This window comes from Thalassobacillus cyri, from assembly GCF_900107755.1.
Taxonomy (GTDB): Bacteria; Bacillota; Bacilli; order Bacillales; family Halobacillaceae; genus Thalassobacillus; species Thalassobacillus cyri.
Genome location: NZ_FNQR01000002.1, coordinates 169,542 through 182,027, shown reverse-complemented (window position 1 = coordinate 182,027; position 12,486 = coordinate 169,542). Strand labels below are relative to the sequence as shown.

The 12,486-nt window shown below is 45.1% G+C and carries 13 protein-coding genes and 1 riboswitch; of the genes, 6 read left to right on the top strand and 7 right to left on the bottom strand.

Annotated features, from left to right (window positions below; translation table 11 throughout):
* The first annotated feature begins 12 nt into the window (after positions 1–12).
* Complete coding sequence (locus BLV00_RS03160; RefSeq protein WP_176791304.1) at positions 13–1,116, top strand: GerAB/ArcD/ProY family transporter; 1,104 nt, start codon at positions 13–15, stop codon at positions 1,114–1,116.
* Positions 1,117–1,138: 22 nt separating this feature from the next.
* Here the strand turns inward: BLV00_RS03160 and BLV00_RS03155 are convergent, their stop codons facing one another.
* Positions 1,139–1,522 (bottom strand): VOC family protein, encoded by a 384-nt coding sequence (locus tag BLV00_RS03155; protein ID WP_093042319.1) that lies wholly within the window; start codon positions 1,520–1,522, stop codon positions 1,139–1,141.
* Positions 1,523–1,536: 14 nt separating this feature from the next.
* On the bottom strand, positions 1,537–1,932 hold the full coding sequence (locus tag BLV00_RS03150) for a VOC family protein (protein ID WP_093042317.1): 396 nt from the start codon (positions 1,930–1,932) through the stop codon (positions 1,537–1,539).
* A gap of 125 nt (positions 1,933–2,057) precedes the next feature.
* Between BLV00_RS03150 and BLV00_RS03145 the strand changes: the two genes are divergently transcribed.
* Positions 2,058–3,131 (top strand): PRK06851 family protein, encoded by a 1,074-nt coding sequence (locus BLV00_RS03145; RefSeq protein ID WP_093042315.1) that lies wholly within the window; start codon positions 2,058–2,060, stop codon positions 3,129–3,131.
* Positions 3,132–3,244: 113 nt separating this feature from the next.
* On the opposite strand, the gene BLV00_RS03140 is transcribed toward BLV00_RS03145, so the two are convergent.
* Positions 3,245–4,357, bottom strand: coding sequence for a 5-methyltetrahydropteroyltriglutamate--homocysteine S-methyltransferase (locus BLV00_RS03140; protein WP_245728786.1), 1,113 nt, complete (start codon positions 4,355–4,357; stop codon positions 3,245–3,247).
* Between the two features lie 165 nt (positions 4,358–4,522).
* A riboswitch (SAM riboswitch) is annotated at positions 4,523–4,625 on the bottom strand.
* A 161-nt stretch (positions 4,626–4,786) separates the two neighbouring features.
* On the opposite strand from BLV00_RS03140, the gene BLV00_RS03135 reads away from it, so the two are divergent.
* The gene (locus tag BLV00_RS03135; protein ID WP_093042311.1) at positions 4,787–4,969 is read left to right on the top strand and encodes an aspartyl-phosphate phosphatase Spo0E family protein; all 183 of its coding nucleotides are present in this window, start codon (positions 4,787–4,789) and stop codon (positions 4,967–4,969) included.
* A gap of 289 nt (positions 4,970–5,258) precedes the next feature.
* Positions 5,259–6,335, top strand: a complete 1,077-nt coding sequence (eutH, locus tag BLV00_RS03130) for an ethanolamine utilization protein EutH (RefSeq protein ID WP_093042309.1) — start codon at positions 5,259–5,261, stop codon at positions 6,333–6,335.
* A 197-nt stretch (positions 6,336–6,532) separates the two neighbouring features.
* Here eutH and aceA read toward each other — a convergent pair whose 3' ends face one another.
* From aceA to BLV00_RS03115, 4 genes are all read right to left on the bottom strand, one after another.
* Positions 6,533–7,828 carry an isocitrate lyase gene (gene aceA, locus BLV00_RS03125; RefSeq protein ID WP_093042307.1) on the bottom strand — a complete coding sequence of 432 codons (1,296 nt, stop codon included), beginning with the start codon at positions 7,826–7,828 and terminating at the stop codon, positions 6,533–6,535.
* A 148-nt stretch (positions 7,829–7,976) separates the two neighbouring features.
* Positions 7,977–8,099, bottom strand: a complete 123-nt coding sequence (locus tag BLV00_RS22475) for a hypothetical protein (protein WP_281242970.1) — start codon at positions 8,097–8,099, stop codon at positions 7,977–7,979.
* A 333-nt stretch (positions 8,100–8,432) separates the two neighbouring features.
* Positions 8,433–8,804 (bottom strand): YbaN family protein, encoded by a 372-nt coding sequence (locus tag BLV00_RS03120; protein WP_093042305.1) that lies wholly within the window; start codon positions 8,802–8,804, stop codon positions 8,433–8,435.
* Positions 8,805–8,847: 43 nt separating this feature from the next.
* Positions 8,848–10,197: a dipeptidase gene (locus BLV00_RS03115; protein ID WP_245728784.1), complete on the bottom strand. Its 1,350-nt coding sequence runs from the start codon at positions 10,195–10,197 to the stop codon at positions 8,848–8,850.
* A 488-nt stretch (positions 10,198–10,685) separates the two neighbouring features.
* Between BLV00_RS03115 and BLV00_RS03110 the strand changes: the two genes are divergently transcribed.
* A complete protein-coding gene (locus BLV00_RS03110) occupies positions 10,686–12,008 on the top strand; it encodes an APC family permease (RefSeq protein ID WP_093042303.1) in 1,323 nt (440 codons plus the stop codon).
* Between the two features lie 75 nt (positions 12,009–12,083).
* Positions 12,084–12,437: a DoxX family protein gene (locus tag BLV00_RS03105; RefSeq protein ID WP_093042301.1), complete on the top strand. Its 354-nt coding sequence runs from the start codon at positions 12,084–12,086 to the stop codon at positions 12,435–12,437.
* Positions 12,438–12,486 lie beyond the last annotated feature (49 nt).

Genomic DNA, 12,486 nt, shown 5'->3' with positions numbered 1-12,486 from the left:
GGAGGTTTAATGATGGGAACAGAAAAAATCAGTGCATTCCAACTATTTGTATTGATTGTACTATTCGAAATGGGAAGCGCTGTTGTTTTAGGATTTACCTTCAAGGCTAACCAGGATTCCTGGATGGTTATCCTGTTCAGTATGATTGGTGGCCTATTGCTGTACCTCCTGTTTACCCATTTATCCAACTATTACCCTGCTTTGCCTCTTACTGAAGCCATCGTTAAAATCACCGGACCATTTATAGGCCCTATTTTAGCTTTTTTCTATATCATTTATTTCTTTTATTTAGCATCACGTGTATTGGGCGATTTCACTAACTTAATGCAAATTACTATATTAAGGCAAACCCCTTTTATTGTTATTACTATTGTCTTTACCCTGATGGTTTGTGTGGCATCCATTCTAGGGCTGGAGGTGATTGCAAGGACTGCCGAAATGTTTTATCCATTGGTCATTTTTTCAGGCACACTATTCCTCGCTTTTGTGTATTTAGACGGCCTGCCTGATTTCAGGAACTTACTCCCTGTTTTGGATAAGGGCTGGGAACCGATATTTTCAACCGTGTTTCCCCAAACTATCACTTTCCCGTTTGGTGAAATGATTGTATTCATGATGTTTTTTCCGTATCTGATATCATCTTATAAAAGGAAACAAGTTGGGGTTTTAGGTATTATCGTAAGCGGAATAATACTGACGTTGCTTTCTATCACTATTTTAGCCGTACTCGGTTCGGAAGGAGCTAAAATAGTAGCCATCCCTTTGTTAGAAACCATTTCACTTGTTAATATCCAGGATATCATCCAGCGAATGGACCCGATTGTTATCATCACGATGATTATCCTTGGTTTTATTAAAATAACTTTATTCTTCTATGCCGCTATAATCGGGCTGCACGGACTTTTTCAAATTCCACGCTCCAAACGCCCGGTAGTTGTGATTAGTGCAGGGTTGCTGCTGATCATCATTACATTTCTTATAGGTCTCGAATATACGGAACATGTAAATATAGGGCTGCAGGTCATCCCTTATTATGTACATGTGCCGATGCAATTGATTTTACCCTTATTCCTGGTATGTGTAGCGTGGATACGCGGCCGGATCAAATGGAATTAGGTCCAGACATGAATTTTACCTGTCATCCCTGAACTAGCTGGATCACATTACCGCATGTATCATCGAAAACAGCAACCATCGATCCTCCCATCTTCGTCGGTCTGGTTGTAAATTTCACACCAAGCCCCTCGAGTCGTTCATACTCATTATAGATATCATCTACAGCAAAAGACGCCGCAGGAATCCCTTCCCGGTAAATCGATTCCTGATACTGTTTTGCCGCTGGATGAAGGTTCGGCTCCAATAATAAGTCGATAGCTCCCGACCCTTCCGGTGAAACCACCGTCAGCCAGCGGAAATCTCCCGCCGGAAGGTCCATTTTTTTCTCAAACCCAAGTACCTCGGTATAAAATTGCAACGCCTTCGCCTGATCCTTCACAAACACACTGGTGATATAGATACGCATTGTTATCCTCCTTTTTATATCGAACCTGGGATAGGTTCGTAAAGCTCGATCAAGTTTCCTGCCGGGTCGCGGAAATGGACGACCTTGATTCCCCAGTCCCGCTGTTCCGTCGGTGTGGTGATAAAGGAAACTTTCTCTTTCCAATGGTGATAGGCCTCCTCGACATCGTCAACCTTGAAAACGAGCGTCGTAGTATCATAGCTTTCCGCATCACGATCATAGATTCCCCCGATCGCTTCAGCCATCTGTTTTCGCTCGAACAGTCCTAATGTCGCATCTCCTAATCCCTTAAAGTCAGCATAATTCGAATACTCATCTCCCCAGGTAACCTCAAAACCAAGGGTGTCCCGGTAAAACAAAAAGCATTCCTCGTAATTATCGACAAGCAATCGTACATGTGTCAATTTCATAGAATTCCTCCATTCCCTAACTACTTCGACTGATGACACAGGAATCCTCCTAGACACTCACCTATAAACGTATTTTGCATAGCTTATTATACAGGGAAAAGAGACTAATCGGGGAGCGTGTTAATGTGAAGGGAAAAGTACTCCACTATTTCGCCGGCGACCATACGGCAAAAGGATTTTACACATTGTATGATAGTTGTTTTCAGGGTATCGGCCTGGTGTATAAACTGAACGGAACCTCTCCAGCTGTCAAATCAAAGATTATGAAGCAGCTGGCAGATGCATCACAGGAAAAAGGCATGGCGGTCGAGCTGATTCATCGTTCATCAGACCCGGAGGAACTGGACGGTGTCATTTTACCGGAAATGAAAATCGGACTCGTGGACAGTGACTTATACGATGGTGCCGGGAAAGACATCGATACAGATACTGCTATCGATACAGATCAGCTGGTCAATCAGGAAGATGAAATCTTCGGTCTGAAAGAAAAAATTGAAAACGAGTTTTCTGCGGCACATGCTTCCTTTGCGACTGGTCTGCACATTCACGATGGCCTGGAGGAGATTTACATTAATCAGATGGATTTCGCCAAAGCCAACCAGCTGGCTGTCGAGCTTAACGATCAATTCTTCGGGGGGATAACAGAAACGGGCCGTAAAGCCGTCATCAAGCACCGCTTTTTTGGTGCATCGACTCCTCAAGGTGTGATGGACTATATCGAAAACCTTACCGAAGATTTGGATAAACGCTATTTCATCAAAGGTCGGGCAGGGACAGGAAAGTCTACGTTATTGAAAAAGATCGCTGCCCAAGCGGAGGAGCTCGGCTTTGATATCGAAATGTATCATTGCGGATTTGACCCGGAAAGCATGGATATGGTGGTCATCCGTGAACTGGGTTTCTGTATTTTTGACAGCACCGACCCACATGAATACTTTCCAGAGAAAGACAGCGATGAAATCATCGATATTTACGAAAAAGCCGTTACCTCCGGCACAGACGAAAATTACGCGACCGCGATCATGGAGTTAAACCGCAGCTATAAGTCTTATATGAAAAACGGCATCGTCATTTTACAGGAAACGAAGCGATTGCGTGACCAGCTTGAACAGATTTACGCTGCTGCGACAGATGAAAGCAAAGTGGAGGCACTAATTGAGCTGCTGAACGCTGAAATTGATTCTTCACAGGAGGACTGATTGCCTGTTCGTACCTCTTTACTTTTTTGCGCCTAATTAAAGTTTCGCTCCTTTATCCACTTCTTACCGAATAACAAAAGCCAGCCACTCATGCTAGTGGCTGGCTTTTCTGGTTAATTCCACACTTCGTCGGCGATTTCAATAACATGCCTGATTTTCGCCCATTGTTCCGCTTCGGAAAGAATATTGCCTTCCTCGGTGGAGGCGAAACCGCATTGCGGGCTGAGACACAGCTGGTCTAACGGCACATACTCCCTCGCTTCCGCAATTCTCGCTTTGATGCGGTCTTTATCTTCGAGCTCGCCGTATTTAGACGTAATTAATCCAAGTACCACACGAAGATCATCCCGCTTCACATAACGAAGCGGCTCGAACCCTCCTGAGCGATCGTCATCATACTCAAGGAACAATCCATCGACATTCAGTTCACTGAATAATGTCTCGGAAACGGCGTCATAACCTCCTGATGCTGTATAGGTGGAGCGGAAATTCCCACGGCAAATATGCATCGTAATAATGAGGTCATCAGGCTTGTCGGCAATAGACGCATTGATGGCCTGGACAAATAGCTGCCTTAATTTATCTGGCTCCTGCCCACGATCACGAATCATCTTTTGCCCTTCTTCCGAGAAAAACACTGCCCAGGATGTGTCATCAAGCTGAAGGTAACGGCAGCCCGCATCATAAAATGCCTGGATTGCTTTTTGATAGGCCTTTGTCAAATCCTTCAGCAATTCTTCTTCATTTTCATAGATTTCTTTGTTGATATTACCTCGGAAAAACAACATGTTCGGGCTCGGAATCGTGAACTTAGGGGTATGATTCTCCCCTACCAGCGAGTGAAGGAATTTATAATGTTCGATCATTGGGTGCTTGTCGCTGAAATCGACTTTATCTACAACACGGACTGAATGAGGTTTCGTTTCCACGCCTTTGAATTGGATGCCAGACGCTGGCTCGTACCCCTCGACGCCGACTAAATTTTCGAGAAAATCAAAATGCCACCAGGCACGGCGGAAGTCTCCATCTGTGATGGACTGCAGACCGGCATTCTTTTGTTTTTCTACGAGCTTGATAATCTCTTCATCTTCGATTCTCGTCAATTCTTCTGCAGGGATTTCACCGTTTTCTCTTTGCTGGCGTGCTTTCTTCAGCCGCTCCGGTCGGAGGAAACTCCCGACATGATCCCCACGGAATGGTGCTATTATTGTTTTTGTTTCTGCCACTTCTAATCCTCTCCTCTGCTTAGAAAAAATCGGCTTGTCGCCAAGTACTTGTGGCGAAAGCATTAGTCTTTTTTTATACTTTAATCCTTTTACAAAGTTAAACTTTTTAAAGTATCAAAAAAAGTCCCTTCCAATAAGAAGAGACTTTGTGATCGAATTCGCCGCTTCTTATCTTTCAAGTTTTTCAACTTGCTGGAATTAGCACCTTGTAATCATACAGGTTGCTGAGGTGTCACAGGGCCATACCCTCGACCTCTCTCGATAAGAATCTGTATACAATTTTCAGAAAGTATTGTGCTAGTAATCATATCAGCTGTAAAAGAAAAAATAAAGCCTCACCATTTTTTCTGTTGCTTCAATTTGAAGTTTTTTCCACCCCCGTTTGGAAGATTTCTCTGACGAAATATGTAACGAAATGGAGGGAAAAAGATGGAAAAAGCCGAATTAGAACAAAAAATTGAAGAACAAAGACAAAAATTGTACCACTTATATATAACGGATGATCACTATCCTGAAATCGTAAAAATATCTCAGTATTTAGATGAGCTACTGAATGAATACACCCTTTACACCAATAGTTTCAAACAACAAAAGGGGCTTACTTTTGAGTGAGGGAGCTCTCTCAGGAGGAGCATCCTAGTCTTCCGGACAACATTTAAAGGCTTTGCTGGTTTTATAGCCTATGCAACATATCACTGCCCACCTATAAATTTTCACAAAAAGTGACCCCTCGTCACCAGAAAGCATCCAATATCAAATGAAATATGTCTTATAAAATAGTAATTCCAGCTTAAAAAAAGATCTCTGCCCGGAAACCGGCATGTCAAGTTCTTTTAGCTTCTATTCTGCCCACTCCTCTACTATGATAGGAATTAACCTGAAATGAAAGGGCAGATAGCAGATGGGAATCAATGACATTATCATATTGATTGTAATCGGGTTCCTCTGTTTAGGAGCCATCGATAAAATTCTCGGCAACCGGTTCGGGTTCGGCGATCGTTTCACAGAAGGGTTCATGGCGATGGGCTCCCTGACACTTGCCATGGTCGGTATCATTTCCCTGGCACCTGTAATAGCAACATTCCTGACCCCTGTCATCGCTCCGGTTTACGGACTGATCGGGGCTGATCCGGCTACCTTTGCGAATACAATCCTGGCCATCGATATGGGTGGCTACTCGCTCGCAACCGAAATGTCGCAGCACCCGGATGCCGAACTGTTCGCCTGGGTATTCCTCGGCACGATGATGGGCCCGACGATCGTGTTTACCATTCCTGTCGCGCTTGGAATCATAAAAAAACAGGACCATCCCTACTTTGCAAAAGGCATTCTCCTCGGTCTGATCACGGTACCGGTCGGTGCTTTCACGGGCGCTATGGTAGCGGGGCTTGACCTGGCTATCATTCTCATTAACCTGGTGCCTACGGTTATTTTTTCTATCGCAATTGCGATCGGGTTATGGAAGAAGCCCTCGATGATGATTGCCGGATTTTCCTGGTTCGGCAAAGGTGTGGAAAGCCTGGCGATTATTGGACTCACCGCGATCGCTGTCGAAACGTTGACCGGAATCGTCGTCATTCCCAATTTAACTCCTCTCGATGAAGGAATTCAGATTGTTGGCAGGCTCGCTATTTTCCTTGCCGGCGCCTTTCCGATGGTTGCATTCATCTCCCGCGTTTTTGATAAATACTTAGCAAAAATCGGCGGGTGGCTGCGTATCAGTGATACCTCTACGACTGGACTGATCGCATCGCTGGCACATAGTATCCCAATGCTGGCTTTGCTGAAGGAGATGGAACCGAGAGGAAAAGTTATCAATGTTGCGTTTGCGGTCAGTGGGGCGTTTGTATTCGGTGGGCATTTAGGGTTTGTCGCCGGCGTCAATCAGGAGATGGTTTTCGCCATGATTGTAGGAAAACTCGTCAGCGGCTTCAGCGCGATCGCTCTGGCAGTATTTGCATTGAAAAAGACTGTGTGAATGCCATGGGGTACATAAGGGGTGAAATTAGATAGTTTATGGTGGAGGTTGCATGTTTAGCTGCAACACTAACACGATTAACTTTAGAGGGCACACGGTTATCTGGAAAACTCGCACAGTTAACACGTGAGGATGCACAATTATCATCCCAAATCGCACATGTAAAAAGGGTGCCGCAGCCGACACCCTTTTGCTAGTTATTTTTGAGGAGACAGTTCTCGTTCGGTGAATTGATCGGCTTCGGTTGAACCTTTCAGCGCAGTCGTCGATGATGTTCCACCGGAGACAACCTGAGCAACTTCATCAAAGTAGCCGGTTCCGACTTCGCGCTGGTGGCGGGTAGCAGTGTAGCCGTGGTCTTCGCTGGCAAACTCAGACTGCTGCAGCTCGGAATAAGCTTCCATGCCGCGGTCTTTGTATTGGCGTGCCAATTCGAACATGCCATGGTTCAAGGAGTGGAAACCTGCCAGTGTAACGAACTGGAACTTGTAACCCATTTTGCCAAGCTCCTTCTGGAAATTGGCGATCGTCTCGTCATCCAGCTTCTTTTTCCAGTTGAACGATGGCGAGCAGTTGTAAGCCAAAAGCTTTCCAGGGAACTTCGCATGGATGGCATCGGCAAACTGTTGCGCTTCTTCCAGGTTCGGCTCGGAAGTTTCACACCAGATCAGGTCAGCATACGGAGCATAAGCTAAGCCGCGGGAAATCGCCTGTTCTATACCTGGTTTTGTGCGGAAGAATCCTTCTGCTGTCCGTTCGCCGGTCATGAATTCTGCATCATATGGATCAAGGTCGCTCGTAATCATATCTGCCGCATTGGCGTCGGTACGGGCAATAATAATGGTTGGAGCACCCATCGTATCAGCTGCGAACCTCGCTGAAATCAAGTTGCGCACCGCTGTTTGCGTTGGCAGCAATACTTTCCCGCCCAGATGACCGCATTTTTTCTCGGAAGACAACTGATCTTCAAAGTGAACCGCAGATGCCCCTGCTTCGATCATGCCTTTCATCAATTCAAACACGTTCAACTGACCACCGAACCCTGCTTCGGCATCGGCAACGATCGGTGCGAACCAGTCAATATCCTCCTTACCTTCCATGAAATGGATCTGATCAGCACGCTGCAATGCCTGGTTGATTCGTTTGACTACCTGCGGCACACTGTTTGCCGGGTAAAGGCTTTGGTCGGGATACATATGACCGGACAAGTTGGCATCTGCCGCCACCTGCCAGCCACTTAAGTATATGGCTTTCAGTCCTGCTTTCACCTGCTGCATTGCCTGGTTGCCGGTCAGGGCTCCCAGCGCATGGACATAGCCCTCTTCATTCAGCATCTTCCACAATTTTTCCGAACCCTTTTTCGCTAATGTATATTCAATGTCCATCGACCCGCGGAGACGGATGACATCTTCCGGTTCGTATGGACGTGTAATCCCTTCCCAACGTTCGTGTTGCCATTGTGCCTTCAAATTCTCAATTCTTTCTTGTTTCATAAATCTGACTCCTCCTTAAAGAAATGGTTATATATAAATGGTGTTGCTCATTGATTCATGGGGCGGGACAGAATCTGTGCCCGCACATTTTGTTATAATACATAACTCTAATTAAATCGTTATTATATAACAGACACGATAAAAAAATTTACTCTTCACTTTTAGCCAGGCAATGCTCACATTCCATAAAGTAAATCGCACTGTGATCCCCTACTGGTGTACCGCACTCCGGGCAATGGTGTCCGCTGTTTCGTTCATTCTGTTTTTTCATGTTAACTCCTCCTTTTATAATACAGAAAATAAAGTTGATTAACTGTTATGATACAGTCTATATAGTTTGGTCAAAAAATGCAACCGTTTTTTCAGAATTTTTTATTAATTAGTGCTTTAGTCTATGACATAGGTGTTTTTTCATAGAAGAAAGTTCTCTATTCCTCCTTCACATGGCGTTAAGTAAGAACATGACTGCGTTAGGAAAGAAGTTTATTGAGATAAGTCAGAACACTTTTGAGACAGGGCAGAAGGTTTGCACGTTAAGTAAGAAGGCAGCGGGGATAAGGCGGAAAAAATAAAAAACAAACGTAAACAGCAACGTTTACGTTTGTTATCTTAGTGTTTTGAATGACAGCATCACATAGGTGAAGAAGGCACCAATCAGAATCATCAGTACCCGGATCAGCCATAGTTCCACGAAAAGAAAAGCAGAGGACAGCATTGATACCCATAAAACAGTCACACCGATGACTTTTGCTCTCATGGGAATCGCTCTTTTTTCGCGGAAATCACGGATATACCTGCCGAACCATTTATTAGTGATCAGCCAGTGATACAGCCGATCCGAGCTCCGGACAAAACAGGCGGCCGACAGCAATAAAAATGGCGTCGTTGGCAACAACGGCAGAATAATGCCGAGGATGCCAAGAAATAATGTAATGAACCCGGAAACGATAAGGGTGATGCGTAAAATCAAATGCATTGCTACGACACGCCTTTTAAAATATTCTGTATTAGTACAGTAATTAAAAAGATTGAAGGTATTCGCAGATCGTCTCGATCCCTTTTTCAAAATTATCGAGATGGAAGTGTTCATTCGGTGCGTGAAGGTTTTCCGTTGGCAAACCGAATCCCATCAGTACGACCGGTGCTTCCAGTACTCTGGCAAACACCTCGACGATCGGGATTGAGCCGCCTTCTTTCGGGAATAACGGACGAACGCCGTAAATTTTTTCATAAGCATCAGCTGCTCTTTGAATCATCGGATCCTGGGAATCCAGCACGACCGGCTTGGCCTGGATGAATTGTTTCGTGGTCACCTTTGCACCGGTTGGCTTGTGCTTCTTTAAATGCTTTCCGATTAATTCGTAAACCCGCTGAGGGTCCTGGTCTCCGACTAACCGGCAGCTGATTTTGCCGCTCGCTTCTTTTGGAATGACTGTTTTGATCCCTTCTCCCTGATAGCCGCCGGACACGCCATTGATCTCCAAGGTCGGCCGGATGCCGGTTTGTTCATGGAAGGTGAACCCAGACTCTCCAAACAATGCATCAAGACCCAATTCCCGTTTCATCTCTTCTTCATCAAAAGGAATTTCGGCCACTTCTTTCCGCAATTGCTCCGTCGGTTCTGGCACACCTTCATAAAAATCTTCGACCGCTATTTTTCCATCCGTTTGATGCAAAGAATCGAGCAGGCGCACTAACGCATGGACCGCATTTGGTACCGCTCCCCCATAAGCGCCGGAATGAAGGTCGGAGTTGGCTGTTTTCACCTGGACTTCCATCGCCAACGCTCCGCGCAGTGAGGTGCAAATCGCCGGCTGGCCTTTTTCAATAAAAGAGGTATCCGAAACCAGCACGGCATCAGCAGTGAGCTTGTCCGCATTGGATTCTATGAATGGACCAAGGTTCGGACTGGCAATTTCCTCCTCCCCTTCGATACAAAACTTCACATTCACCGGCAGGGTGCCATGTTCCTTTTTCAACAGTTCCAACGCTTTGATATGCAGGAATAACTGGCCCTTGTCATCGGTTGCTCCGCGGGCGAAAATTTTGCCATCGAGAATCACAGGTTCGAACGGCGGGGTCTCCCATAATTCTATCGGTTCCGGTGGCTGAACATCATAGTGGCCGTAAATAAGAACTGTAGGACGGCCTTCTGCATGCAGCCAGTCCCCATAGACAATTGGATGACCGTCAGTTTCAATGATTTCCACATGCTCCATTCCGATATTTTCCAGTGACTTGGCTACCCACTCCGCTCCTTTTCTTACATCATCTTTATGAGCTTCCACAGCGGAGACACTTGGGATTTTCAAAAACTCCTCCAACTCTTGCAAAAATGCGTCTTTATGTAGCTGAACCTTCTCCTTCACTATATAACCTCCTTCAATCTTCATTAACCCTATTATAATCAAGACCCGCAACTTTTCACAAAATGGAGCTCTTTGAACATTCCTTTCTTTTATCACAGACTGCCCCCTCATTACATAGGTAGTTGAAACAGTTCGTAGTTTGATAATCCTTCATTGCGGCATATCGGAAAGGATGGGTAGTTCATGATCCCTAACAGTTACGAAGAAGCACGGTCTGCATTTCGCAGCCACCTTCGATAAAATAAAAGAAAAATGGCCAGAAGCCTTGCTGACTAGCGAAACCATTTCATCGGGGGAGTATAATACCATTGATATGAAGAAGGACGTTTTGGTATAGAATCGGTCTTTAAAAAAGAAGAAATAGTATAAGAGGGCTGCTGCAGGCAGCTCTGTTTTTTGTTTTGGAGTATGTGCATAAAATCTGCAAACTTTCCGGGTAAGCAAAATAAACAGTGAAATAATAGAAGTAACATTGGGAGGTGTCATAGATGTCGGATTATAGAAAAAATAGTTTATCTTTGATTGGTGCAGTCGGCCTGGGGACTGGTGTTATGATCAGCGCGGGGATTTTTGCACTGCTCGGTCAAGTGGCAGAACTGGGCGGATCCTGGTTTCCGCTTATTTTTATTGCCGGGGGAATTGTGACAGGGTTCAGTGCTTATTCTTATGTGAAAATGAGTAATGAATTCCCATCAGCTGGCGGCATCGGCATGTTTTTGGTAAAAGCCTACGGTAAGGGAACATTAACTGCCTCCGCTGCTTTGTTAATGGCTTTTTCCATGGTGATCAACCAAAGCCTGGTGGCAAGAACTTTCGGCACCTATACCCTACAATTATTTGAGATCGACAATTCAAGCTTTCTCGTTCCCTTGTTAGGAATAGGTTTGCTCACATTTGCTTTTCTGGTCAATATATCTGGGAATGAATTCATCCAGACATTTACTTCCATCGTCTCTTTATTGAAAATTGCAGGACTTGCGGTTTTTGCCATCGGCGGCTTATGGGTAGCCGGTTTTTCCTTCTCTCCTGCAACCACTGGGGGCAATGCACCTGACACTACGATCACTACCATCGTCGCCTCGGTGGCGTTGACGATTCTTTCCTTCAAAGGGTTTACAACTATTACCAATAGTGGGTCCGAAATCGTAAATCCAAAGAAAAACGTCGGCCGGGCTATCGTCATTTCCATTCTAATCAGTCTGGTCGTGTACTTGCTTTTGGCATGGGCGGTATCAACCAACCTTTCGTTAGACAGAATCATTGAAGCGAAGGATTACGCCCTTGCAGAGGCAGCACGTCCTGCGTTCGGTGACCTTGGGCTATGGTTTACGGTAATTATCGCGATCATCGCTACCATTTCCGGTATCATTGCCAGTGTATTTGCTGTATCGCGGATGCTCGCAATGTTAACGAACATGAAATTGATCCCTCATAAACATTTTGGCATGCCAGGACGGATCCAGAAACATACCCTCGTATACACCATCGTCTTTGCGATGGTCTTGACGATCTTCTTCGATTTGAGCAGGATCGCATCGATGGGGGCAATCCTATATCTCGTAATGGATATGATCGTCCACTGGGGCGTGTACAAACATTTACGTAATAAGGTCAATGCCAACTCTGGCATTGTAATTTCCGCGCTGATTCTGGATGCCATTGTTCTAGGGGCTTTCCTTTGGGTAAAAATCGCAAACGACTTACTGGTAGTTGTGGTATCAGTAGTATTCATAATCTTGATTTTTATAGGTGAGAACTGGTTCCTTAAAAATGCAGCTCCCGAAGAAGAAGGTGCAGACCATCACCACTAATGGAAATCAGCCCCCATAAAAGCTTGTCATTGTCTGTCACCGGCGTGCATAGTCTCTTACTAAGGGGGACAGGCGATGACGACTATGAAATTGATCCGTTATTTAGTAGCATTTGTGTTTATCACATCCGCATTAATGAAGCTGCTCAACTCTGACCTGGAGAATGTATTTATAAATCTGGGACTGCCAAGCCCGGTGCAATTGATGTATGCGGTCGCTACAGTAGAATTGGCAGCCGGTGTCATGCTGATCATGGATAGGTATGTGAAAAATTGTGCTATTATTTTAATGTTTATTATCATTGCAGCTATTTTACTGACAAAAGTTCCAGCCTTGCACGGGGGATTTGTACAAGCTTTGTTCCATGCACGCTTAGATATAGTGATGTTAGGATTGCTGTTTATCCTTTATCGAAACTATCCACGTTGATTATGACGAAGCCCCCCTTCTACAGGGGAGCTTTTTTACTTAAAAAACC

What these genes read in the sequence shown, in the direction of transcription:
- BLV00_RS03160 (WP_176791304.1), top strand. Translation starts at nt 13, where the DNA reads ATGGGAACAGAAAAAATCAGTGCATTCCAACTATTTGTATTGATTGTA.
- BLV00_RS03155 (WP_093042319.1), bottom strand. Translation starts at nt 1,522, where the DNA reads ATGCGTATCTATATCACCAGTGTGTTTGTGAAGGATCAGGCGAAGGCG.
- BLV00_RS03150 (WP_093042317.1), bottom strand. Translation starts at nt 1,932, where the DNA reads ATGAAATTGACACATGTACGATTGCTTGTCGATAATTACGAGGAATGC.
- BLV00_RS03135 (WP_093042311.1), top strand. Translation starts at nt 4,787, where the DNA reads ATGGAAAAAGCCGAATTAGAACAAAAAATTGAAGAACAAAGACAAAAA.
- eutH (WP_093042309.1), top strand. Translation starts at nt 5,259, where the DNA reads ATGGGAATCAATGACATTATCATATTGATTGTAATCGGGTTCCTCTGT.
- aceA (WP_093042307.1), bottom strand. Translation starts at nt 7,828, where the DNA reads ATGAAACAAGAAAGAATTGAGAATTTGAAGGCACAATGGCAACACGAA.
- BLV00_RS22475 (WP_281242970.1), bottom strand. Translation starts at nt 8,099, where the DNA reads ATGAAAAAACAGAATGAACGAAACAGCGGACACCATTGCCCGGAGTGC.
- BLV00_RS03120 (WP_093042305.1), bottom strand. Translation starts at nt 8,804, where the DNA reads ATGCATTTGATTTTACGCATCACCCTTATCGTTTCCGGGTTCATTACA.
- BLV00_RS03110 (WP_093042303.1), top strand. Translation starts at nt 10,686, where the DNA reads ATGTCGGATTATAGAAAAAATAGTTTATCTTTGATTGGTGCAGTCGGC.
- BLV00_RS03105 (WP_093042301.1), top strand. Translation starts at nt 12,084, where the DNA reads ATGACGACTATGAAATTGATCCGTTATTTAGTAGCATTTGTGTTTATC.